Genomic DNA, 24,013 nt, shown 5'->3' with positions numbered 1-24,013 from the left:
TTCTCTGCTGGATGGGCAAGAACACTCTTTTTATAGGTTATGAAGTTCTGTAAGTGTCCCTAATCCAATTCAATCCGCAGAACAACCGGAGTCTCACTGCGAACCGAGGTTGTTTTTATAATCAGGGCTTCATCGGTTCTTTCCCATGCAGGTTGTTCCTCAAAACCTAAGATTTTGATCTGTTTAATCATCCCATGGAAGTGAGCAGAGTTTTCTTTAAGGGATTTGATTTGCACTATACCGTTGTTTGGATAGACAAGAACAGTAGCGTAAAGATAACTGCCTTTTACCGTAAAGCGGATATCTTCATTGGTGAAAATCTTCGTGATCCCATCTGTAAACTGACCTTCAACGATCTCTGTAGGGCCTTCCCCGAAGGTGCGCCAGTAGGTCGTATCATAGATTGCTTCACCATTCACCTTTAGCCATTCTCCGATGCCAAGCAGAATTTCCTGATCCTGAGCTGGAATGCTGCCGTCCGCTTTAGGGCCTATATTCAGCAGCAAGTTGCCGTTTTTGCTTACGATATCTACTAAATCTCTGATAATTTCTACGGCAGATTTATAATCATTTTCCGGTGTAAAACACCATGAATTTTTAGCTACTGCTGTATCCGTTTGCCAGAAATAAGGTTTAAGCTCGGAGAAATGACCTCTCTCAATATCTGGGATCGCTGAGCCAAACATGAAGGCATCATGCTTATAATTGATTGCAACCGGAGTTCCCCATTCCTCTCCCTTGTTGTAATAGTAAGCAGCGAACTTTTTGAGATAGGGTTTGAAGGCGGCTGTGTGAATCCACCAGTCAAAGTAAAAGATTTTCGGCTGATAATTGTCTACCAGCTCGCAGCAGCGAATCAACCAATCCTCCAGAAATTCTTGATTGGGTGGGGAGCCGAATAAATCCTGATGATCGGGTTCGGGCATGGATGGCCAATAGAGATCTCCACATACAAGCGGTTCATGGATATCGGAATCAAATTCCTTGCCATGAGACAGGAAGAACCAGTGCTCAGCTCTATGGGAAGATACACAAAACTCTAATCCCTGCTGCTCAAAAGCGTCTTTCATTTCCCCGACTAAATCCCGCTTGGGACCCATCTCATATGTGTTATAGTGGGAGTAAGCGCTCTTATACATTTGAAAGCCGTCATGGTGCTCTGCAACAGGCATCACGTATTTGGCTCCAGATAATTTAAAGAGATTGGCCCATTCCTCAGCATTGAAATGCTCAGCCTTGAACAAGGGGATGAAATCCTTATAGCCAAAGGTTTTATGCTCGCCATAGGTAGCAAGATGATGTTCATATTCCCGTGAACCCTGGATATACATATTTCGGGGATACCACTCATTGGCGAAAGCCGGAATAGAATAAAGACCCCAATGAATGAAAATACCAAACTTAGCGTTCTCATACCACGTAGGCACTTGAAATTGACTTAGTGAATCCCAATCGGCTTTGAATCTTCCAGTTACGATCGTATCTTCGATTACTTTTAAATATTTGCTTTTATCCACCATTTTGCAATCATCCTTTCAAACGTTTATTTCTTCTTCATTGTAGTGAATGGATGTGGGAATCAAAATGTAGGACATTAACTTTTAGATGTACAAAACTAACCTGATAAGGCGGAGTAAGGGATGGATAACCATGTTTTGCTTACTAATTATTTATCCAATTTAAAGGTTGATTTATTTATGGCTGATTACAATCTTTGTGGCCGTGACTGGAGAGATCTCGACTATACACCTGACTATAGCAAGTTTTATTTTATTTGCGATGGGGAGGGTTGGTTAAAGATCGGGGATCGAGAATATTATCCGAAGCCTGGTCAGCTTTTTTTGATGCCTGAGGGAGTTAAGCAATCTTATTCTTGCATAAGTGATCAACCCTTTGAGAAGTATTGGTGCCATTTCAGCGCAAAAGTCGGAGACATTAATCTATTCAAAATGTTAGAGTTAAGTCATGTATGCAGAGAAGTAGATCCTCATGTAATCCAAGAGATTTTCAGCAGCCTAACGAGTCATATGAAATCTGATGCGGTGTATGCTCATTTATTAGCCAAAAGTAAGTTAATGGAGTTATTTTCTTATTTTATTATGAACATAGATGTAGACGAAATCACTTTTAAGAATCTAAGCTCGATCGAAAAATTAACGAAAATATTAACGTACATAGACGCCCATATCGAGCGTAATATCACCATACAGGAGCTTGCCGAGATTGCGTACATGCATCCCAACTATTTTATCCGGCTATTTAAACAGCAAATCGGAGTTCCACCCATTCAGTATATCACCAGAAAAAAGATAACTAAGGCCAAGGAGCTATTGAGGGGGACGCAAAGTTCTGTCGGTGAGATTGCCCATGATCTTGGTTTTAGCGATCTCTATTATTTCTCCAAACAGTTCAAAAAAAATGTGGGTTTAAGCCCTTCGGAATTCAGACAAGGAACAGTAGCAGTGAAATAAATAAAAGAAGACCGTCCTGTGTGGTAGAAACCAACCAGAGACGGCCTTTTTTATAAGTGGAAGAGATTAGAGCAGTGAGACAGTGAAACGGAAGATGTACGGGCGATTAGCCGGCAGAGTGAACTCTTCGTGGGTTGGTGCGCCCCAGCTGTCGTCCCCGCCAACACCCATTTGCTTGTAGTTAACTCTTAGTACGCTTTTGTTCGAGACTGGCAATTTATAGACGTGATCATGGGCTTCCAATTCCTCAGGTTTCCAAGGCAGGGCATTAATCTCTATAGGCGTTGCACTTTCAAAATAGAGCCCTGATCCATCCTTGCTCTCTGTAATTGAAGCAAATCTGACATCTGTCTTGTTGCCGCACTCCTGAGGTTTGAGATAAGGCGTGAATTGTTCACTGACCTTGCCTGTATAACGTCCGAGTGGTGCCCCTGTTTGTCTATCCCAATAATTCTCATGAGGCCCGCGGCCGTACCATGATAGGGTATCAAGACTTCCATCTAGAACGAACATCATTCCGAACTCAGGGATTTCTGGCAGAACGCTGCTGCCCGGACTCAGTTCTTGCGTGATCTCTAAAGTCCCGTCAGCGCGAATCACATACTGAACCCGAAGCGTGGAATCCGGACTTGTAGCCAGAAGGTAGCTGGCAGAGACGAGACAGAGAGAGCCTTCGGTTCTAAATGTAAAGCTGATTAAGTGTTGTTTGTGCGATGCCTGCTTCCATACTGCACACCGCTGTGGCAATTTATTACCGCAATCATTATCTGTGACTGCTCTCCAGAAGTTAGGTCTTACAGGTTCTAGCAGACGTTCTTTGCCTGAGGAACGATAAGAGTTCAGAGCACCCGTAGTGGTACTAAAGCTCAGTTCGAAATTATCACCTTGTACGTTCAAAACATTCTCAAGCTCGCTGACACGCAGTGTTTCTGTGGTCCTCTTTGAGGTATTGGTTACGAAACGAGGTGACAGAATGAACTGTTCCCAAGCGATTTCGTGATTGGCTTCTACCCATATAGTTGCTGAAGGCTGAATAAAGGAAAGATTCAGAACTGCCTCATGATTGCCACGCAGTGAATCCAGCTCGTAAGGAACTTTGCATGAAGTGCTCTCACCTGGTGCACATGAGATCTTCAGTAAGCCTTCTTGCGCAGTTACTCCGTCTAAACGAACTTCCCATTTGAGATCGTATTCCTTTAAGTTGGTAAATAAGAAGGAATTGCGAATCTGGAAGAGTCCTTCTAGAATATTTTCAGCCGTTACTTTAATATTCTGATAACATTTTTTGACCTCAAAGAGCTTAGGAGTAACCGTACGATCAGCAAAAAGCAATCCGTTGCCACTAAAATTGCCGTCATGAGGCGATTCACCAAAGTCCCCGCCATAAGCGAGATATTCAATTCCCTCGGAGGTGTGGGTCCGAATGGCTTGATCTACCCAATCCCAAATGAATGCACCTTGAACAATGTCATATTTGTCGAACAAGTCACAGTATAAGTGCAGCCCACCGCATGAATTGCCCATGGCATGACTGTATTCGCAGAGGATATAAGGCTTCTTCGGATTATTAAGCGCATATTTTTCAACATCCTGCGGTTTAATGTACATAGTAGATTCTATGTCACTTGCTGCTTCCGATTCTCTACAGTGAAAGATCCCCTCATAATGAACTGGCCGCGAAGGATCGGTTTCTCTCAGGTAGTCGTGCATAGCGATAAAATTGTCGCCTCCGAAAGATTCATTGCCGAGAGACCAAATGATGACAGAAGGGTGGTTTTTGTCCCTTTGCATCATGGAGTTGCAGCGGTCAATGACATTGGCCCGCCATTCCGGTTTGCTTCCAGGAACATTCCCGTCATTCAATCCTTCTTGGCTGTATGCCCAAGTGCCGTGCGTTTCCAGATTGGTTTCGTCAATTACATATAATCCGTATTCATCACATAACTCGTACCAGACAGACTGATTCGGGTAATGGGAGGTTCGAACGGCATTAATATTATGTGTTTTCATTAATTGGATGTCGCGCAGCATATCTTCTTTGGCTAAAGCACGACCTGTGTCACAAGAGAACTCGTGGCGATTGACGCCCTTAAGCACGATTCTTTTGCCGTTGATCTTCATAAGTCCGTCTCTAATCTCAAACTTGCGGAATCCAACCTTACAGCTGACCGTTTCTTGTGTATGCCCGTTGTCGTCATTTATAGACAGGACTAAGGTATAAAGATAAGGGGTTTCAGCACTCCATTTAAATGGCTGCTCAACCGGGGCAGAAAGCTTGAGTTGCTGGACGCCTTCTTGCTCAAAGGAACCAGTAGTGGAGATAGGAGTCTCCCAAACAGGCTGGCCCTCTTTATTGTAAAGCTGCATTTGCAGTGTATATGGGCTTTGCTCGTTAAAGTAATTTTCCACCTTGATATCTACATTTAAATCCGCATGTACGAAGTTTTCATCCAGGTCGGTGTGGACGAAGTAATCAGCAATATGAACGGAAGGCGCCGAATAAAGATAGACTTCCCGAAAAATACCGCTAAGGCGCCAGAAATCCTGATCCTCTAGCCAGCTGGCATCACACCAACGATAAACCTCGACAGCTAGTTTGTTGTCCCCTGCAACTAAATATGGGGTGATATCGAACTCTGATGGAGTAAATGTATCTTCACAGTACCCGACAAGTGCACCGTTTACCCAGACATAGAAAGCGGATTCAACACCCTGAAAGCTTAGGTACACCGGTTGACCGTTCCAAGACTCAGGTACAGTAAAGGTTCGCAGATAAGAGCCTACTGGATTATATTTTGTTGGGGCAAAGGGGGCTTTAAGCTCTGGCTCGGATTCCGCCCAAGGATATCGGAGATTTGTATATTGTGGATAGTCGTAACCTTGGAACTGCCAGTGGGACGGTACAGGAATTGTATCCCAATTACTGCAATCGAAATCGGCTTTATAGAAATCCACAATTCGTTGATCCGGTGTTTCGGAAAAAGCGAATTTCCAAAGCCCATTGAGGGTTTGGTAGAAAGGTGAGGTTTCTTTATCGTTAGTTAGCGCTTGGGATAAACTACGGTAAGGGATCATGGAGGCATGTGCATCCAATCGATTCAATTCAAAAGTCTCTGGGTTGTTATTCCATTCCGGATAACCGTTAGCAGGTGGCTGGTAGACAAACTTTGCTCGCATGAGTTGATCTCCTTTATAATCATTGTAATGTTATTATATTCATATTATAAGTTGAAGTAATGTTAGGATAAATAAAAGAATTTTAGTCCCAGATAACAAAATATGAAACGAGGACTTTTTTATGGAGAGCAAAATTATTTTTTGCCAAACAGAAGATGTAAGCATGCTGCCGCTTTATGCTACAACCCTTGGATTTTGGGAGCATCAGCCAGAAACTATACGTCCTGCAGGCTTTCCAGACTATCAAATACATCAGATTCACGAAGGTAAGGGTGAGCTTATCATTCATGAGAGCCGATATCTCGTGGGGCCAGGTGATGTGTTCTTTTTGTTCCCGGATATTCCTCATTCGTATGCCCCTATCAGTGGGAAGGAGTGGAAGGTATCATGGGTCTCGTTCAATGGCAGAGAGGTTGGTCAAATGCTGCTCTATGCGGGCATCCGCGAGTCTGGTCCTGCTAGATTAAAAGAAGATCAATGGCTCAATCCTCTAAAGCAAATCCTTATGCTGCCAGATAGCAATGAGCTGGAAACCAATTTAGCACGATCAAAACATCTTTACGCATTGCTTCTGGATTTAAAAAGAAAGCTAGTATCGCCTCTAAATGAGGCACATGAATTGGAGCGAATCAAACCGGTGCTGCGTTATATAGAGAGCAATCTGCATAGGACGCTTCCTTTAAAGGAGCTGGCGGAGATTATTTCTGTATCGCCACAGTATTTATGCAGGCTTTTTCAAAAAACAATTCATGATCGACCTGTAACCTATATCAATAAGCAACGTATCAATTTGAGTAAACAGCTTATGTTTAATGGACGCGATAAAAAAATGTATGAAATTGCCCAGCTAGTGGGCTTTGATAATGCTAGTTACTTTTGTTTGGTGTTTAAAAGATTGACAGGGATGAGTCCTGAGCAATTTAAGCAGCTGCATGGTTTGGATTAGATAAACGCTTACTTGTTACCGTCTAGCACAACATGATATAGTTTACTTGAGTTCCTGCGATGTTTTTTTTGCGGCTTAGCCCATACTTTTACTGCCACAAGAATTCAATACATAGAACCAAATTAACGATCTGAAATGACGAAAAGCATCAGGAAGGAGACATCATTTTGAATGAGAAGCTAAAGCAAGCCTATGAGCGTTTGAACTTGCCTGAAGACGTTACCCGGGAGGAATTGAACAAAAGGTTAGATATGCATTTGAAACGCCGTCGATCGAATTCGACTGAAGATGAGGTTGCAGCTTATGAAGAGGAATTCCGCGCTTACAAAACCATTCTAGATGGCTTGGATCAGAAGGAGATTCAGGAAGCAGAGGACAAGCGGCTGGAGAAGTGGGGAGCCATGTCCGGCGTAGCACGTAAATCGGAGAATTTCTTTCGACTCTACAAAACGCACACTATTATTTCTATTATCGTGCTGCTGGTAGTTATCTTTGGAGGGAAAGCGCTCTATGATCAATGGCAGGAAAGAAAATATGAAGCTACGCTTCCACCGGTAGATGTTCGAATCATGTTCCTAGGCAACTATGAATCTCAGGACTCATCAGGTAAGAATGAAGAGCTAAAACAAGAAATCATCAAACGTTACCCGGCTTGGAAGAGAGTGGAGGCAGAAATCGTTTATCTACCCTCAACAGGTGGGACGGACGGTGGAGCCTTGGATATGAGCTATATGCAGCGGGCTATGGCGATGCTGGCAGCCGATCATCCGGATATCCTGATTATGGATGATGCTACTTTTGAATGGATTGGCCAGCAGTCGGGACTGCAAAATCTGGAGTCGTTTATTAAATCCGCAGGACTTCCTCTTGATGATAACCGTTTGAAACGTATGACTAACCCGGAGAGTGGTCAAGAGCTGATTACTGGCATAGATATCACAGATACGGATTTTGCTACAGAACTCCCTATCCATTCAAATCAGATGATCGTCGGAACGTTAGGACAAGATGACAGTAAGACTAAATCAACTGATTTTGTTGAGTTTTTACTTAAACAGATCACTAATCAATAAATTAATAGGGCCGATGTTGTATGGATGTTCATACGATATCGGCTTTTTTATGATCTGTAGAGTTTGCGGTACGCGATGGGTGTCTGGCCGACTATTTTTTTGAATACAGCGTTAAAGGAGTCGATGTCACGGTAACCCACTAGCTCGGCAATCATATTAATTTTATGTCCAGAAGTACGCAGCAATTCACAGCTTTTATGCATTCGCAGATTCTTCAAGTAGGTCCCAAAGGACTGGCCAGTATGCTTGTGGAACATGCGCTGAAGATGCCTGCTGCTCCACTGTGAAATACGGGCTAATTCGGCAAGTGTAATCTTTTCCGACAGATTATGCTCTAGGTATTGAATGACTTGCGTGAAGTCTGCCATATCCATCGTAGATTTGTCATCTTCTCCGTATTTTTGCCTGTACACTGCTATGATTAATTGACTTAAGAGGGTGTAAAGCATTGTTTTGGAGCCCATACCGGATACCGACATTTCATGATATAAATTCAGCATTAAGCGCTCAATAGAGCCATCTCGATCTGAGACGGAAAAGTAAGATGAGCTGCTACTCCCAAAAGTGGCTAGGTGCTCCCGGATAGATGGCTCTTGAAGGACGATATTTAATTGCTCCACCATTTGCATATCAAAAAGGCAGTTATAGACGATCAGGCGATTCCCTAAAGTATCAGAAGATGCTGGACGGAACACATGGGGGGCACCTACAGGAATCACGAACAGCATTCCTTTTCTAACGGGAAAGATCTCATTTTCAAGGTGATGAAAACCTCTTCCTTCAGCTACATAGCAATACTCAATAAATTCATGAGCATGAAAAGGGGCGTGGAAGTTCTCTGAATAGCGGTTAACGAGCAGATGCAGATCGTTTTGAAAAAAGATTTCATTTTTGAACAACTCGGTGGTTCGTTGCATATTGAATTGCCCCTTCCAGATTCATGGCATGATTGCAGGGATATGATGTCCTTTTTACCGGGTGATGAAAGCGGTAACCCAGCTATAATTATAGGGCAAAGACTAATTTGTCGCTATAGAAGGAGGTTTTATCTATATGTTCGCAATCACTAAGCTTCGTTGTGAGTACAAAGAAAATCCGCTAGGAATTGATGTGATCAGACCCAGAATCAGTTGGCAGTTAGTTTCAGATGACAGGGACTGCATGCAGTCTGCTTATCAAATTCAAGTGGCGGAGAATATGCTTTTTCAAGGCAAGCTATGGGATACAGAGGAAGTAAAGTCTTCTCAATCGATCCATGTTGAGCTTGAAGGTCTGCTGCTGGAAGCTCGCACGCGTTATTATTATCGGGTTCGGGCATGGAATCAGAATGCAATAGACTCGGGTTGGTCTGAGGTTGCATTTTTTGAAACCGGACTATTAGATGCAGGGAATTGGCAGGCGGAGTGGATCAGCGCTCCTACAGCCTCTTTTTCACAAGATTCTGAGATTTGCCCACAGCTTCGTACATTCGTGGATGTAAAAGGTCCAGTGGAAAGTGCAAGGATTTATGCTACTGCTTTGGGCTTGTATGAACTGCAGCTGAACGGAAGTCGGGTGGGAGATCATTATTTTACTCCAGGCTGGACCAGTTACAGTAAGCGGCTGCAATATCAAACTTATGATGTCACAAAGCTTCTGCATGAAGGTGCGAATGCGTTAGGCGCACTGTTGGGCAATGGCTGGTACAGAGGGTATTTGGGCTGGGATAATCAAAAGGAGATTTATGGATCAAAGACTTCACTTCTGCTGGAGCTTCATATCCGGTACGCAGACGGTTCAAATGAGCTTATTAGCTCAGATCAGAATTGGCAGGCTGCAAAAAGCGCAATTATGATGTCTGAAATTTATAATGGTGAAACTTATGATGCTCGGCTGGAGCTGGATATCACCGATCCTTCATCAGAAGGTTGGCATCCAGTGGAGATTATTAATTATTCCAAAGCGATCATCGTTGCCCAGGAAAATGTGCCAGTGACACAAGTTGAAACCTTGAAGCCGATTGCATTGCTGACTACCCCGCAGGGAGATAGAGTGCTGGACATGGGCCAGAACATGGTAGGGTGGTTAAAATTTAATGTAAAAGGTCAATCTGGTCAGATGGTAGAACTTCAGCATGCTGAAATATTAGACCGGGACGGAAATTTCTACACGGAGAATATGCGTAAAGCGAAACAGTGCATCCGCTATACTCTGAAAGGTGGGGAGCAAGAGACGTATGAACCGCATTTCACCTTCCAAGGCTTTCGGTATGTGAAGCTTAGTGGGTTCTCAGCAGATCTTCAACTAGAGGATTTCACAGGAATAGTGATGCACTCTAATATGGAACGTACGGGTGATTTTCAGTGCTCAGATCCACTTGTGAATCAACTGCATCACAATATCCTGTGGGGGCAAAAAGGGAATTTCCTCGATGTGCCCACTGATTGTCCACAGCGTGATGAGCGGCTCGGCTGGACGGGGGATGCTCAGATGTTTGTCCGAACAGCCTCTTATTTGATGAATACGGCACCATTCTTTACGAAATGGCTGCGGGATTTGAAGGCAGACCAAACCCCTGAGGGCGGCATTCCGTTTTTTATTCCAGAGCTGAGAGCAGCGCCTCCTGGCGACGGAGATACTAACCATTCTTCTGCAGCCTGGGGGGATGCAGCTACGATCTGTCCATGGACAATCTATGAAATGTACGGCGACAAAAGGCTGCTTGCAGAGCAATACGAGAGCATGAAGCAATGGATTTCATATATCTATGCACAGGGAAGTAACCCTTATCTGTGGAATACTGGCTTTCATTTCGGCGATTGGCTAGCGCTTGATTCCAAGCCAGACAGCTATGTGGGAGCTACAGATCGGGATTATGTCGCCACCACTTTTTATGCCTATTCCGTTTCTCTTACTTTAAAAGCGGCAATAGCCTTAGAAAAATCGGAGGACGTGGACTATTATAGTGAGCTGCACGCCAATATTATAAAAGCATTCAGTGATGAGTTCATAACACCTGCGGGAAGGTTGTCCGTCTCTACCCAGACTGCACAGATATTAGCCCTACGTTTCGATCTTATAGAAGGGGTCGCCAAAGAACGTGCAATTCAGAAGCTCACTGAGCTGATTGCTGAAGCTAAGGATCATCTGACTACTGGATTCGTGGGCACACCATATCTGAATCCTGTGCTCAGCGAGATTGGAAATAATGAACTCGCGTATAAGCTTCTTTTTCAAAAGGATTATCCATCCTGGCTGTATCAGGTGACGAAAGGTGCGACTACGATTTGGGAACATTGGGATGGGATTAAGGATGACGGCAGCTTCTGGAGTGCAGATATGAATTCCTTCAATCATTATGCCTATGGCGCAATAGGTGAATGGTTGTATCGTTACGTTGCAGGAATCGGAACAGATGAGTTGGAGCCTGGTTTCAAAATCGTTCATATCAAGCCACAGCCAGGCCCCGGTCTGGATTACGTAGAAGCTAGTCTTGAAACCATGTACGGAAAAGTAGAGTCAGCGTGGCGGCGATCAGAGGATAATGGAATGATGATTCACGTTACGATTCCTGCCAATACCAACGGTATTGTCGTTCTGCCTGGAGCCAATCAACTAGGGTTATTAGAAAATGAAGTTCCTGTGGAGCAGTCCAGAGGCGTGCACAGCATCAGCTTGGTCGATAACGGAGTGAGACTTCAATTAGGTTCGGGCAGCTATCAATTTACGTTTTCTTTATAACCTTTACTAGGGCTTTCTAGTGTGAACTGACATCGAGGGATATTCGGTGTCAGTTTTTCGTTTTTGAATTGACGAATATAGAGAGGAGTTATTATAATGATTTATATTGATATGAACTAAGTAATATAAATATAAATCAAATTGGAATTCACAAGGAGGAAGACAAAAGAATGAAGACAGAAGGAAAATTGACGATACATACGCAGCAGCGGGGGGCGGAGTTAGGCGATCTATTCGGTATTTTCTTCGAGGATTTGAATCATGCGGCCGATGGTGGGCTTTACGCTGAGCTAGTTCAGAACCGATCTTTTGAATTCGACCCGATTGACCGGGCAGATTATCATGCGCTGATGGCTTGGGAGCCTGTAGAACGTGGAGATGGAAAGGTAAATATCTCTGTAGAAGACAGCAAGCCCTTAAATGATCGTAACCAACATTATGTTGCCATCGATATTGTGGCTGAAGGTGACGGCGTTGGCCTGATGAATCTAGGCTTTAACAGTGGTATTCCGGTAAAAGAAGGCGAGAATTATAACTTCTCAGTGTATGCCCGCCGGGAGACAAGCTTTGATGTGCCGCTTACCGTAAACATCGAAAGCACAGACGGCATCATTCTTGGTGAAGTGGAGATCGCCGTAAGCAGCTCTGAATGGACCCGATATGAAGCCGTTATTACAGCTAATAGCACTGACACAAGCAGTCGTCTTGTAATCGTTACCAAAGGTAACGGGAAGGTATATCTGGATATGGTTTCCCTGTTTCCTGAGAAGACCTTTAAGAATAGACCCGGAGGCATGCGTGAAGATATTTCGCTGCTGCTCGCTGATTTAAAACCTAAATTTATGCGGTTCCCAGGAGGATGTCTGGTGCATGACGGTTCCTTGGATCCAGATGACAGAGACTCCATGTACAGATGGAAGAATACGATTGGGGATGTTGCACAAAGACCGGCAAGACGCAATAACTGGTCATATAATCAGACGCTTGGGTTAGGTTATTATGAATATTTTCAGTTCTGTGAGGATATTGGAGCTAAGCCGATCCCCGTTCTTCCGGGCGGCTATGACCCGCATCATAAACGGATGGTACCGCTGGATGAATTAACGCCTTGGATTGAGGATGCTTTGGATTTAATTGAATTCGCCAAGGGGGATTCTTCCACGAAGTGGGGAGGCATTCGTGCAGAACTGGGGCACCCCGAGCCTTTTGGGCTGGAGTATGTCGGCATTGGGAATGAAGAGGTAGGTGCACCCTTTTTCGAGAGATATCCTTACTTTCATCAAGCCATCAAAGCAAAATATCCGGAAATCAAGGTCATTAATTCTAGCGGCCCGTTCTCTGCCGGTCAGGAATATGAACGGGGCTGGACGTCGGCAAAAGAAAACAAGTCGGACCTTGTAGACGAGCATTATTACTGTACACCTGAATGGTTCCTGGCTAATCATCATCGTTATGATGACTTCAAAGCGGATGAACCAAAGGTATTCCTCGGTGAATATGCTTCATGGGGCAATACCTATTACAATGCATTGGTGGAAGCAGCATTTATGACAGGTCTGCAAAATAATGCGCATGCCGTTGGCTTAGCTTGTTATGCTCCAATGCTCTGCAATGTGGATTATATCAACTGGAAGCCGGACCTGATCTGGTTCAATAATCATGAAGTGTACGGAACGGCAAACTATTATGTGCAAAAGCTATTCATGAACCATCAGGGAGATCATTTGCTGAAGATGGAAGCAGATGGCTTCACGACACCGAAGGAAAGCAGAAAGGAAGCGATCACTGGAGCCGTCAGTTTCGGTGTGGATGCTTCCGCTGCTCGTTTCTCCGAGATCACATTAGTCAACAATCTTACGGGAGAAGTGAAGACGTATTCTGACTTATCAGAGGAGGTTTCAAATCTGCCTGACCCTGCTCAGAACAGAACGGCTAATCGGACACTAGAGCTTGGTGAGACAGAGTGGGAAAACTATACTTTGCATTTTAAGGCTACACGATCTGCAGGAAATAAAGGGTTTATCTTCTATTTTGGTAAAGCGGATGATCAGAATCATTTGTACTGGGAGCTGGGTGGCTGGCAGAATCAGGATTCGATTGTGGCCTCAATTATCAACGGAAGAAATTCTGTTCTGACGCATGCTATGTTTACGGTTGAAACAGATGTAGAATACGATCTTAAGTTAGAAGTAGTGGGCAGACAGATCCGTACTTTTATTAACGGAGAACTGGTGAATGAGACAGAAGATAAACTTCCGGTCATCGAACCGCTGTATTACACGGCAAGTGTGGAAGACTTAACGGGGGATATTATCCTCAAGACAGTAAACGTACAAGAGAATAGTGTTTCTGCTGAGGTTGCACTGGAATCTTTGGCAAAAGAAGCACTGACCATCGAAGTCTATGAAATGTCGGGATACCAGCTTGAGGACGAAAATAACTTCGAGAATAAGCAGCAGGTCTCTCCCAAACAAACCAGCTTTAAGACAGAAGGAAGCAGCTTTAGTTATGAGTTTCCGAAGCAATCCGTGACAATTTTCAGAATAAAATAACGAAGACGCCCCCATGAATCTATGGCTTATTAAAGATTCATGGGGGCATTTCTATGACTATTACAAGTTAACTTAGCCGTTCACCCGCAGACGAATCACATTCCAGGAAGCTTTTGCGAGAAGGGCTTTTACATGTCCACTCTCAACAACGGCTTTGCCTTGGCTAGGCATCACGTTATGAGGAATGGATTTGGTATTTACAGCTTTTATATCTTCATGTTCCAGTACAATATGTTCAATAATGTTTACGGAACTGAAGCTGCGCAGATCCACGTCGAGCTCTAGTCCTTCGGATAAATGGCGGTTTACAGCAAAGACGGTTACTTCATTCAGCTCTTCGTTGTATACACTAATGGCTTCCAAGTAAGGCACATCAGTGAAATCTTTGGAATCGTATTTAGGGCTGGAAATCAGTGGGTGAAGTACGGTTCCACGACCATAAAGGGAAGCATGCAGGTACGGATAATAAGTAGTCTGCAGCCAAAGCGGTCCGCCATTTTCAGTCATAATTGGGGCGATTACATTGATCAGCTGCGCTAAGCAGGCCATTTTCACACGATCAGCATGCTTCAATAATGAAATAAGACAGCAGCCCACAACAAGTGCATCTTCAAGTGTGTACACATCTTCGAATTCTGGCGGTGCGATCTGCCAATTTTGTTCGGCACGGCTGCTGCCTTGTGATTTCCATACATTCCATTCATCGAGCGACAGATTAATTTTCTTCTTGCTCTTTTTCTTCGCTTGAACATAATCACAGGTGGCAGCCACACTGCTGATGAAATGATCCAAATCCATAGAGCGGGCTAGGAAATTAGGTGTGTCGTCATTGTTGTTATTGTAGTACGTATGCAGTGATAAATAATCTACATTATCATAAGAAAGATCAAGCACAGTAGCTTCCCACTCGGCAAAAGTGTCCATGCTGCTGCCGGAGCTGCCACAAGCCACAAGCTCAAGCGTTGGATCGACCCAGCGCATAGCTTTTGCAGTTTCGTTCGCTAACCGGCCATATTCGACCGCGGTTTTAGCGCCAATCTGCCACGGACCATCCATTTCATTTCCGAGACACCAGGTCTTAAAAGCATGAGGCTCTTTATACCCATGAGAGATCCGCAGGTCACTGTAGTAGGAGCCGGAAGGATGATTGCAGTACTCTACTAGATTTCTAGCTGCATCGATGCCGCGTGTTCCAAGGTTAACTGCCATCATGACTTCGCTGCCTACGAGCTTAGCCCAATCTGCAAATTCGTTGGTACCCACTTGATTGGTTTCTGTGGTCCACCAAGCTAGTTCAAGAGATTGCTTGCGTTCATGCTTGGGTCCAACCCCATCCTCCCAATTGTAACCGGATACAAAGTTTCCTCCAGGATAACGGATGATAGGAACGTTTAAGGCACGAATAGCTTCGATGGCATCGTTCCGAAAACCATTCTGATCCGCAGTAGGGTGACCCGGGTCATAAATCCCACCGTATACTGCTCTTCCTAAATGTTCGATAAATGAGCCGTAGATCCGCGGGTCTACTTCAGCTAGTCTGAAATCTTTGTCAATAATCATTGTCGATTTAATTGGCATGAGTGTACAGCTCCCTCTAGTTGAATTAATGATTTCACTAATTAAGTAATTGTTTTATGATTACATGATACTGATTTTCGCTTATAATAAGCAATGAATTAATTTAGGATTCGTTAAAATGCTAATTCAATAAGCATAGGAGACGTTGGAATGTACTTAACCACAGATTCTGAATCCTTGCAGGTGTATGAAGCGCTGGCAAGTGAAGTTAGGCTGCGAATTATTGAACTTCTGGACCGCAGAGAGATGCACATCAAAGAGCTGGCAGCGGAGCTCTATCTTAGTAGTGCAATTGTTAGTACTCATGTAGCAAAGCTGCAAAAAGCAGGCCTGATCAGTTCTAAAATGAGACGAGTAAATGGAGGAACCTATAAATATTGTTCTTTGTCTGCGAATTACCTGCAGATTAAATTATCGGGCTCCCGTGGAGTTGCCAGAAAGGTGGTTGAGGTGTCTATCCCTGTAGGGCAATATACCGATATTCAGGCTTTACCTACCTGCGGGATTGCTACTACTGAGAAGCTGATCGGCTATTATGATGATCCGCGTTATTTTCTGGACCCGGAACGGGTGAATGCCGGCATAGTATGGTTTGCGAAAGGTTCTATCGAGTACAAGATTCCAAATTATCTATTTCAAGATCAAGTGGTGCAGGAGATTGAGATTTCGCTGGAAATAGGTTCCGAAGCTCCACATGTAAATGAGAAGTGGCCGTCGGATATTGGCTTTATGATGAATGGACAGGATTTAGGGAAATGGACTAGTCCGGGCGACTTTGGCCTTACTAGAGGACGATTAAATCCCATTTGGTGGCGTTCAGATGTTAACCAATATGGTTTGCTGAAGGTTCTGCGGATTAATGCAGGTGGAACCTTTGTGGATGGGCAGCAAATTTCAGATATTACCCTGAAAGATGTACGAGTAGAGCAGGATCAGTGGACCTTTCGTTTAACAGCAGAGAATAGCGGACGGAGAAGAGGCGGACTAACCATATATGGCCGTGGGTTTGGGAATTACGAGCAAGACATTATGTTTAGAGTGTATTACGAATGATTTCGAGTTTGCAGGTAAGGAGTTTTATAAGATTCTGTAGAAAATTTAAGCTTGTGTACCAATTATTACCTCTGATAAAATAAAAATAAAAAATATATTGTAATGAAAACGTTTTTATGTTAATTTAAATCTATAAAAACGTTTTTATTCGTAAAGGAAGATTGAATCATTATGGAAAAGGTAACGATCAAAGATGTTGCCAGAGAGGCTGGAGTCTCCATTTCTACGGTTTCCAACGCGTTAAATGACGTAGATGTATTGAACCCGGAGACGAAATCACATGTTCTTAAGGTTGCGAAGCGATTAAATTATGTTCCTAACCTGAACGGTAAGCTCCTTAGGAACGGGAAAACCAAAATGCTGGGTTTTTTCACAACAAGTGTGTCGGGTCCATACTTCTATAAGCTGGTTGAGTCCATGTCGCGTGAATGTGATCGGCTAGGTTACGGGCTGAATGTATTTGTTACCAAGGATAAACAAGTGATTATGAGCAATATTCTAGGCCGGCGAGTGGATGGTGTCATTATCTACGAAGAGCTGAGAATAGACGAAGAAGAAATTGCCGCAATGGTGAAAGACAAGATCAAGGCTGTATTTCTGGATCGGCCGCTTAAGAACGACACGATGGGAAGCGTGATTTTTGATTCCTTTGAAGCGGGGTTTGAAGCGACCAAATATTTAATCAGTCTAGGGCATAAAAAGATTGCTTACATATCTGGTGTAGATGAGATGTACGACAGTGTTCAGCGGAGAGAAGGATACTTAGCTGCTTTGCGTCAGTATCAGCTACCCACGCATGAAGAGTATATTATACAAGGATATTTTGAAGAAGAAAGCACTTACAACGCTATAAAATCTTTCCTTCACTATAGTCCTGATAAAATACCTGATGCCTTCTTAGCAGGGAACGACTTGAGTGCAATTGGATGTATTCAAGCTTTGAAATCGCATGGATACGAAGTTCCGCTAGATGTTAGCGTTATGGGGTTTGATGATATTGATATTGCGCAGTATTTCTCACCGCCTTTAACTACTGTAAGAAATCAAATTGCTAGACAGGGTATTTTGGCTATTAATCACCTAGTTCGCATGATCCAGAAGAAGGAACAGGGCGAGATGATGAAATTGGCGGGTGAATTAGTCGTAAGAGGTTCTAGTCAAGTAAAGATTGGTCGGTAAGAACACATATATGTAATGGGTTCAAGATTTCACCCGATCATTTTTTAAAATTTTGTTGTTTTGGGAGGGTTTTTTTTTCAAAAAAATAAAAACGTTTTTATTGTTTGGGGATCATGATTTGGAGGGGAGAAGAAAAAGTGGATAAATTAGCCGTAGTGCCAACAAACGGAAAGAATCCAATGAGCGGGAAAAAGCCTATGGGGCAGAGGGTCAAAGAATTTGTAATTGATTATAAGAGACAATGGGAAATTCAATCCATGGTCATCCCGGGAATTATTTTTATGATTATCTTTTGTTTTATTCCGATTTACGGATTGACGATTGCTTTTAAAAGCTACACCGTAATTGATACACTCGATTCTGCACCTTGGGTAGGGCTCGATAATTTCAGAATTATTTTATCTGATAAATATTTTTGGGACGCTGTAGTCAATACATTAGGGATCAGCTTTCTGAAATTAGCCATAGGGTTTGTTATTCCTATTATTTTATCCGTTATGATTTACGAATTAAGTGGTGGACGCTTTAAAAAGATAGTGCAAACCATCTCTTATTTACCACACTTTTTGTCCTGGATCGTTCTCGGCGGGATGCTGATTGCCTGGTTTTCCTCATCCGGTATGTTTAATGAGATTATGCTCAGTTTGGGACTGATTTCGAAACCGGTAAATATTTTGCTTGATGCGAATAAATACTGGTGGATTGCAACGTTATCCGATATTTGGAAAGAGGCTGGTTGGGGAACGATTCTCTACTTAGCCATTATGTCGAAAATTGATCCTACTTATTATGAGGCTGCCAAAATAGATGGCGCAAGCCGTATGAGACAAATTTGGAATATCACGCTTCCTAACATGAAACCGATTATCAGTTTAAATCTGATTCTCACTGTAAGCGGTTTATTAGGATCAAATCTGGATCAAACCCTGGTATTGATGAATTCTCAGAACCGCGTTAAGGCGGAGGTCATTAATTCTTATGTGTATCGTATGGGTATGACGCAAGGTGACTTCTCTTATGCTACTGCTGTTGGTTTAGGTGTCTCCATCGTTTCAGTCATCCTACTGATTAGCGCCAACAAAGTATCCAGTAAATTAAATGATAATCAATCAGTTCTGTAGAAGGAGGCATTTCTGTGAATCGTACGGTGGCTAAAGAAGATCTCGATAGTCGAATCTTTAATACCTTAAATATTATCCTGCTCTGTATTTGTACAATCATTATTGTCGTTCCTTTATGGAATGTAGTCATATCCTCTTTAAGCTCGGGCAAGGCGCTTGCGGAAGGCGGATTCATATTTTGGTCTCCAGAGTTCTCCTTGGAAAATTATCGTGCTGTATTTCAAGATGAGACCATTGGTTTAGCATTCGTAGTATCGCTTGCCAAAACATTTATTGGTGTCATTACCCACGTATTCTTTTGTGCCATGATCGGTTATGGCTTGAGTAAGAAATACATACGTGGACGTAAGCTGTATGTTGCCATGGGTGTAATCACTATGTTTTTCTCTGGTGGAATGATCCCTACGTATTTATTGATTAAATCATTAGGCCTCTTAAACAGCTTCTGGGTTTATATTATCCCGGCCTTGTTCAGTTATTATGATGTAGTTATTCTAATGAACTTCTTCAGAAATGTACCGGATTCACTTGAAGAGTCAGCCAAAATTGATGGTGCAGGTGACTGGCGCATTTTCCTGAAAATCTTTATCCCTCTTTCCATGCCGGCTATGGCCACCATTGCGTTATTTAACGGGGTTGGGCAGTGGAACGACTTTATGACTACCAAGTTATATATTACCGATCAATCGCTGTACCCGCTGCAGATGAAGCTCTATGAAATCATTGTTCAGTCGCAAACACAATCCATGCAAAATGTTGGTGGATCTGCGATTATCGAAACTACGACTAAAGGGGTTCAACTAGCAACAATTGTCATTACAACTTTGCCGATTGTTGTGATGTATCCAATATTACAGAGGTACTTTATCTCAGGCATGATGATGGGGGCGGTGAAGGAATAGTAAGTAAATCTCCAAGTAGTGAATGCTTACAAAACATTTTAGGGGGAAATAAAAGATGAACAAAGCATTTGGGAAAAAAGGACTCAAACTTTGTACGGCACTTATGGCTGTTGTATTAGTATTTACAGGTTGTGGATCGAAAGGTAATTCTGACAGCTCCAGTAAAGAGTTAAGCTCCATTGAAGGCCGTTATACTATAGATCCGGAAACACCGGCATGGAAGCTGGATACAAAAAAAGAAACAACAGATCTGACTTGGTACGTGAATGCAGACTGGTGGAATACTGATTTCGGGAAAGACCTTGTCACCAAGAAAATTAAAGAGGATTTAAACATCAACATTAAATTCATTACAGGCGATGACACTAAGCTGAATACGATTTTTGCCGGCGGTGAAATGCCAGACCTGTTGACTATTTTTGATTCCAACTCTCCAGTCGTACAAAAAGCTGCTACATGGGCATTGCCTTTGAATGATCTGGCAGATAAATATGATCCTTATTTCAATAAAGTTGCAGAAAAAGATACGATGAACTGGTTCCAGTTAGCTGATGGCAAGACCTATGGATACCCTAACTATTCCAATACGCAAAACGATTATGATAGCGGTAACATCCCTGCTAAAACAGCCTTTGTCATCCGTAAGGATGTTTACGAGGCCATTGGAAAACCAAGCTTTGGAACTCCTGAAGAATTCAAGAGCGTTATGCAACAAATCAAAAAACAATTCCCGGACATGATTCCTTTTGGTTTTAACTCCATTGGTTCAGGCACTGGTTCTTTGGGAGATGTATTGGAGGACTTCATCGGAGTGCCGATGGAAACTGAAAATGGCGAATTCTACAACCGTAACCTGGATGAGGATTACTTGACGTGGTTGAAAACGTTAAATGAAGTCTACAGAAATGGTGACATCAGTGATGACAGCTTTGCTGATGACGGTACTGCCTTTGAAGAAAAAGTGAAATCCGGTAAATATGCAACAATACTTTTGGATGGAACACCGCAACAAAGTGGTAACCTGCAAATCTTCATGACAGAAAATCCAGGCAAGGAATATATCGCTATTGATGGCCCACAAAGTACTGTTGGACATGAACCAACGTTGAATCAATCTGGAATTACAGGTTGGATGATTAGCTATGTTACTAAAAAGGCTAAGGACCCTGCCAAAGCGATTCAAATTTATACTTATTTGCTCAGCGACGAAGGACAAAAGCTCATGAACTACGGTATTGAAGGAGAAACCTATAAAGTTAATGACAGTGGTAAAATTGAATTCTTGCCTGAAATCAAAGACCTGCAATTAAATAATGCCGATAAATTCAAAAAAGATTACCGGATGGGCGAATTTATGTTCTTTGGACATGACCGTGATAAAGCGCTGAGTAATGACGCATTCGCAGATTCCATTAAACAAATGCAAGAGTGGGGCAAAGGAAAGCTAAAACCACACTTTATTCTTGAAAACATTAACCCGGCTCAAGGAACGCCTGAAGCTCGCAGTCTTACTGCAATTGATACTACTTGGAACACTACGCTTGTAAGTATGATCCGCGCTAAAGACGATGCTACATTCGACAGCACCTTAGCTGCTTACAAAACATTTTTAAATGATAACAACTGGGATAAGATTGTAGAAGTTCGTTCTGAAAAAATGAAAAACAACAAAGAAAAATTAGGCCTTAAATAAGTTAGAAAATAGAATGTGGCCCCTTCACTGGGGCCTCTTCATAGAAAGATGGAGGGAAACAACATGCCAGAGCTTAAAATTTATCAATCCACCGGGGAGAATACATTGTTTGTAGAGCAAAGTCTGCAACAATTAACTCCAATTGCTGACGCAGAGGCGACCACTACTGTAACTATTGACGAGAATCAAACCTTTCAGGAAATGGATGGCTTTGGAGCATCTTTTACGGATTCATCCGCTTATTTGATTAATCAAGTCCTGGACAACGAACAGAAAAAGGAAGTCATGAGCAAGCTTTTTGACGCACAAGATGGAATTGGTTTGTCCGTATTAAGAAATCCAATGGGGGCATCGGATTATGCTAGAGATATTTATAGCTATGATGATAGACCTGCACAGGAAACGGATACGGAATTAACCCACTTCTCTATCGCACATGATGAAGCAGACATTATCCCTTTGTTGCAACAAGCTCTGGAAATTAACCCTGAGATCAAACTGATGGCTTCTCCATGGAGTGCACCAGGTTGGATGAAGACTAGCGGATCGATGATTGCTGGAGAACTTAAACAAGAATATTATCAGGCTTATGCCGATTATTTTGTTCGATATATTCAAGCTTTTGAAGGGCACGGATTGCCAACTTATGCTGTAACACCACAGAACGAGCCTTTATTTGAACCAAAACACTACCCTAGTATGTTAATGTTGCCTGAGGCGCAAAAAGATTTCATTAAAAACTACTTGAAGCCTAGCTTTGTTAAACACAACATCGCTACAAAAATTCTCTGCTACGACCACAACTGGGATCGTCCAGATTATCCGTTAACCGTGCTCGATTATGCAAAAGATGAAGTAGATGGTGTAGCTTGGCACTGGTATGGTGGCAATGCATCAGCGCAATCAGAGGTTCTGAAAGCTTTTGCTGATAAAGAAGTGCATTTTACAGAAGGTTCTGGTGGAGAATGGATTCCTCCGTTTGAACAAGCCTTCTCCAATGTAATGAGAACAGGGATTGATATTCTTAGAAATCATAGTAAATCCTTTGTGTTATGGAATATGGCCTTAGATGAAAAGAACGGCCCAACCGTACCGGGTTTTGGCAAAAGTACTTGTCGTGGTGTTGTGACAGTCAACCAAGAGACCAAGGAGCTTACGTATACGCTCGACTATTATGCGCTGGCCCATTTCAGTAAATTTATTCGTCCGAAGGCTGTGCGCATTGACGCCTCCACCAATCAAGAAGTGATTCGTTCCGTAGCTTTTAAGAATACAGATAACTCTATTGCAGTTGTTCTGTTCAACGATAGTGAAAAGGCTGAGAATGTGGCTTTGAACTTGCCGGGAGCGGATGAATTATCTTTCCGTTTGGCGTCAAAAAGTGCTTTAACCATTTTGATAAAATAATTAGAGGACGTAGCTCAGAAGCACTCGAATCTTGATTCGGGTGCTTTTTTTATGAAAATAATCGTATAAAAAATCTATGTTCGGTAAGCAAAGTTTTGAATTTACGGATTTTCAATAATAGTAAATAAAAATGGCAGTCCAGAGCTGATGTTCAGCGTCTGGACTGCCATTTATTTTTTTGTGTAATTGGATTGCGAGTTCTAACGTTCTAAACGGTAACCACCGTGAAATACAGGACCCACATATTCATTAAACGCAAATCCATTACGAATGGCTGCGGAGACAAAATCTTTAGCCTTTGCAACAGCTTCATGAACCGTTAAGCCATTAGCTAGACCGCCTGTAATTGCTGCGGCAAAAGTACATCCAGCTCCATGATTGTGAGCGGGTTCGATTTTGGCTGTTTGGAATACAGTGTACTCAGAACCGTCGTAGAAGATATCAATCGCTTGATCACCGCCGAGTGCTTTGCCGCCTTTAACCACGACATTACGTGCACCGAGCTTATGAATCAGACGGGCAGCTTCTTTCATTTCCTCAAGGGTAGTAAGTTTGCCAAGACCTGAAAGAACACCTGCTTCAAACAAGTTTGGGGTGACCACAGTTGCTAGTGGTAGCAATAAGTCACGAATAGCCTCAGCGCTGTCAGGGTTCAAGACTTCATCTTCACCCTTGCACACCATAACTGGATCAATAACTACATTAGTCTGAAGATTTTCTTTGATCGCTTGCTCAGCAACGCGCACAATTTCAACACTTCCAAGCATACCTGTCTTCATGGCATTAACCGGGCCACCAGCGAAAATAGTTTTTAACTGCTCAGCAACAATGGAGGCATCAATTGGATAAACATTATGGTGCCAGCCGTTGTCCGGGTCCATAGTAACGATAGTGGTCAAGGCACTAAAGCCGTAGGTACCATACTCTTCAAATGTTTTTAGATCCGCTTGGATGCCTGCGCCACCACTGGAGTCGCTGCCTGCAATAGTTAGAGTTTTAATAATTTGAGTCATGGTTACGTCCCCTTTATATATGTCTGAATTCATAAACAACGCATTGCATTGATTATAACAAAAAATAGCACCTACGTCTTTCTAAAAGCAAGAGCAAGGTTGAAAATACCTTCCTCTAAAAATTCCCA

Annotated in this window: 16 protein-coding genes; 11 read left to right on the top strand and 5 right to left on the bottom strand. The window is 42.8% G+C overall.

Going from position 1 to position 24,013, the window contains the following annotated elements:
• Positions 1-59: 59 nt before the first annotated feature.
• A complete protein-coding gene (locus MHH49_RS29985) occupies positions 60-1,520 on the bottom strand; it encodes an alpha-L-fucosidase (protein WP_076105373.1) in 1,461 nt (486 codons plus the stop codon).
• A gap of 120 nt (positions 1,521-1,640) precedes the next feature.
• Here MHH49_RS29985 and MHH49_RS29980 point away from each other — a divergent pair, with 120 nt between their 5' ends.
• Positions 1,641-2,471: an AraC family transcriptional regulator gene (locus MHH49_RS29980; protein WP_038569983.1), complete on the top strand. Its 831-nt coding sequence runs from the start codon at positions 1,641-1,643 to the stop codon at positions 2,469-2,471.
• 66 nt (positions 2,472-2,537) lie between these two features.
• On the opposite strand, the gene MHH49_RS29975 is transcribed toward MHH49_RS29980, so the two are convergent.
• Positions 2,538-5,648 (bottom strand): glycoside hydrolase family 2 TIM barrel-domain containing protein, encoded by a 3,111-nt coding sequence (locus MHH49_RS29975; RefSeq protein WP_076100779.1) that lies wholly within the window; start codon positions 5,646-5,648, stop codon positions 2,538-2,540.
• Positions 5,649-5,769: 121 nt separating this feature from the next.
• On the opposite strand from MHH49_RS29975, the gene MHH49_RS29970 reads away from it, so the two are divergent.
• Positions 5,770-6,594 (top strand): AraC family transcriptional regulator, encoded by an 825-nt coding sequence (locus MHH49_RS29970; RefSeq protein ID WP_036689725.1) that lies wholly within the window; start codon positions 5,770-5,772, stop codon positions 6,592-6,594.
• Between the two features lie 167 nt (positions 6,595-6,761).
• Positions 6,762-7,667, top strand: a complete 906-nt coding sequence (locus tag MHH49_RS29965; RefSeq protein ID WP_076130585.1) for a hypothetical protein — start codon at positions 6,762-6,764, stop codon at positions 7,665-7,667.
• A 47-nt stretch (positions 7,668-7,714) separates the two neighbouring features.
• Here MHH49_RS29965 and MHH49_RS29960 read toward each other — a convergent pair whose 3' ends face one another.
• The gene (locus MHH49_RS29960) at positions 7,715-8,584 is read right to left on the bottom strand and encodes an AraC family transcriptional regulator (RefSeq protein ID WP_341138735.1); all 870 of its coding nucleotides are present in this window, start codon (positions 8,582-8,584) and stop codon (positions 7,715-7,717) included.
• Between the two features lie 136 nt (positions 8,585-8,720).
• On the opposite strand from MHH49_RS29960, the gene MHH49_RS29955 reads away from it, so the two are divergent.
• Positions 8,721-11,387, top strand: a complete 2,667-nt coding sequence (locus MHH49_RS29955) for a family 78 glycoside hydrolase catalytic domain (RefSeq protein WP_340034320.1) — start codon at positions 8,721-8,723, stop codon at positions 11,385-11,387.
• A 170-nt stretch (positions 11,388-11,557) separates the two neighbouring features.
• A complete protein-coding gene (locus MHH49_RS29950; RefSeq protein ID WP_341138734.1) occupies positions 11,558-13,939 on the top strand; it encodes an alpha-L-arabinofuranosidase C-terminal domain-containing protein in 2,382 nt (793 codons plus the stop codon).
• Positions 13,940-14,011: 72 nt separating this feature from the next.
• On the opposite strand, the gene arfA is transcribed toward MHH49_RS29950, so the two are convergent.
• Positions 14,012-15,517, bottom strand: a complete 1,506-nt coding sequence (arfA, locus tag MHH49_RS29945) for an arabinosylfuranosidase ArfA (RefSeq protein WP_339173253.1) — start codon at positions 15,515-15,517, stop codon at positions 14,012-14,014.
• A 150-nt stretch (positions 15,518-15,667) separates the two neighbouring features.
• Between arfA and MHH49_RS29940 the strand changes: the two genes are divergently transcribed.
• The 6 genes from MHH49_RS29940 to MHH49_RS29915 all read left to right on the top strand — a co-directional run bounded on the left by MHH49_RS29940 (position 15,668) and on the right by MHH49_RS29915 (position 22,872).
• Positions 15,668-16,570, top strand: coding sequence for an ArsR/SmtB family transcription factor (locus MHH49_RS29940; RefSeq protein WP_248547998.1), 903 nt, complete (start codon positions 15,668-15,670; stop codon positions 16,568-16,570).
• A 171-nt stretch (positions 16,571-16,741) separates the two neighbouring features.
• Positions 16,742-17,749, top strand: coding sequence for a LacI family DNA-binding transcriptional regulator (locus tag MHH49_RS29935; RefSeq protein WP_036689737.1), 1,008 nt, complete (start codon positions 16,742-16,744; stop codon positions 17,747-17,749).
• 179 nt (positions 17,750-17,928) lie between these two features.
• On the top strand, positions 17,929-18,870 hold the full coding sequence (locus tag MHH49_RS29930; RefSeq protein WP_036689816.1) for an ABC transporter permease: 942 nt from the start codon (positions 17,929-17,931) through the stop codon (positions 18,868-18,870).
• A 14-nt stretch (positions 18,871-18,884) separates the two neighbouring features.
• On the top strand, positions 18,885-19,772 hold the full coding sequence (locus MHH49_RS29925; protein WP_036689738.1) for a carbohydrate ABC transporter permease: 888 nt from the start codon (positions 18,885-18,887) through the stop codon (positions 19,770-19,772).
• Positions 19,773-19,827: 55 nt separating this feature from the next.
• Positions 19,828-21,465, top strand: coding sequence for a sugar ABC transporter substrate-binding protein (locus MHH49_RS29920; RefSeq protein WP_038569996.1), 1,638 nt, complete (start codon positions 19,828-19,830; stop codon positions 21,463-21,465).
• A 63-nt stretch (positions 21,466-21,528) separates the two neighbouring features.
• The gene (locus MHH49_RS29915) at positions 21,529-22,872 is read left to right on the top strand and encodes a glycoside hydrolase family 30 protein (protein WP_341138733.1); all 1,344 of its coding nucleotides are present in this window, start codon (positions 21,529-21,531) and stop codon (positions 22,870-22,872) included.
• A 200-nt stretch (positions 22,873-23,072) separates the two neighbouring features.
• Here the strand turns inward: MHH49_RS29915 and thiD are convergent, their stop codons facing one another.
• Complete coding sequence (gene thiD / locus MHH49_RS29910; RefSeq protein WP_036689743.1) at positions 23,073-23,885, bottom strand: bifunctional hydroxymethylpyrimidine kinase/phosphomethylpyrimidine kinase; 813 nt, start codon at positions 23,883-23,885, stop codon at positions 23,073-23,075.
• Positions 23,886-24,013: the final 128 nt, after the last annotated feature.

The organism is Paenibacillus sp. FSL F4-0122 (genome assembly GCF_038002845.1).
In the GTDB taxonomy this organism is placed as follows: domain Bacteria; phylum Bacillota; class Bacilli; order Paenibacillales; family Paenibacillaceae; genus Paenibacillus_AQ; species Paenibacillus_AQ odorifer.
The sequence above is the reverse complement of the archived record's forward strand: the minus strand, read 5'-3'. Positions and strand labels throughout refer to the sequence as shown.

Coding starts and splice junctions, on each gene's coding strand:
- MHH49_RS29985 (WP_076105373.1), bottom strand. CDS start 1,520: ATGGTGGATAAAAGCAAATATTTAAAAGTAATCGAAGATACGATCGTA.
- MHH49_RS29980 (WP_038569983.1), top strand. CDS start 1,641: ATGGATAACCATGTTTTGCTTACTAATTATTTATCCAATTTAAAGGTT.
- MHH49_RS29975 (WP_076100779.1), bottom strand. CDS start 5,648: ATGCGAGCAAAGTTTGTCTACCAGCCACCTGCTAACGGTTATCCGGAA.
- MHH49_RS29970 (WP_036689725.1), top strand. CDS start 5,770: ATGGAGAGCAAAATTATTTTTTGCCAAACAGAAGATGTAAGCATGCTG.
- MHH49_RS29960 (WP_341138735.1), bottom strand. CDS start 8,584: ATGCAACGAACCACCGAGTTGTTCAAAAATGAAATCTTTTTTCAAAAC.
- MHH49_RS29955 (WP_340034320.1), top strand. CDS start 8,721: ATGTTCGCAATCACTAAGCTTCGTTGTGAGTACAAAGAAAATCCGCTA.
- MHH49_RS29950 (WP_341138734.1), top strand. CDS start 11,558: ATGAAGACAGAAGGAAAATTGACGATACATACGCAGCAGCGGGGGGCG.
- arfA (WP_339173253.1), bottom strand. CDS start 15,517: ATGCCAATTAAATCGACAATGATTATTGACAAAGATTTCAGACTAGCT.
- MHH49_RS29940 (WP_248547998.1), top strand. CDS start 15,668: ATGTACTTAACCACAGATTCTGAATCCTTGCAGGTGTATGAAGCGCTG.
- MHH49_RS29935 (WP_036689737.1), top strand. CDS start 16,742: ATGGAAAAGGTAACGATCAAAGATGTTGCCAGAGAGGCTGGAGTCTCC.
- MHH49_RS29930 (WP_036689816.1), top strand. CDS start 17,929: ATGAGCGGGAAAAAGCCTATGGGGCAGAGGGTCAAAGAATTTGTAATT.
- MHH49_RS29920 (WP_038569996.1), top strand. CDS start 19,828: ATGAACAAAGCATTTGGGAAAAAAGGACTCAAACTTTGTACGGCACTT.
- MHH49_RS29915 (WP_341138733.1), top strand. CDS start 21,529: ATGCCAGAGCTTAAAATTTATCAATCCACCGGGGAGAATACATTGTTT.
- thiD (WP_036689743.1), bottom strand. CDS start 23,885: ATGACTCAAATTATTAAAACTCTAACTATTGCAGGCAGCGACTCCAGT.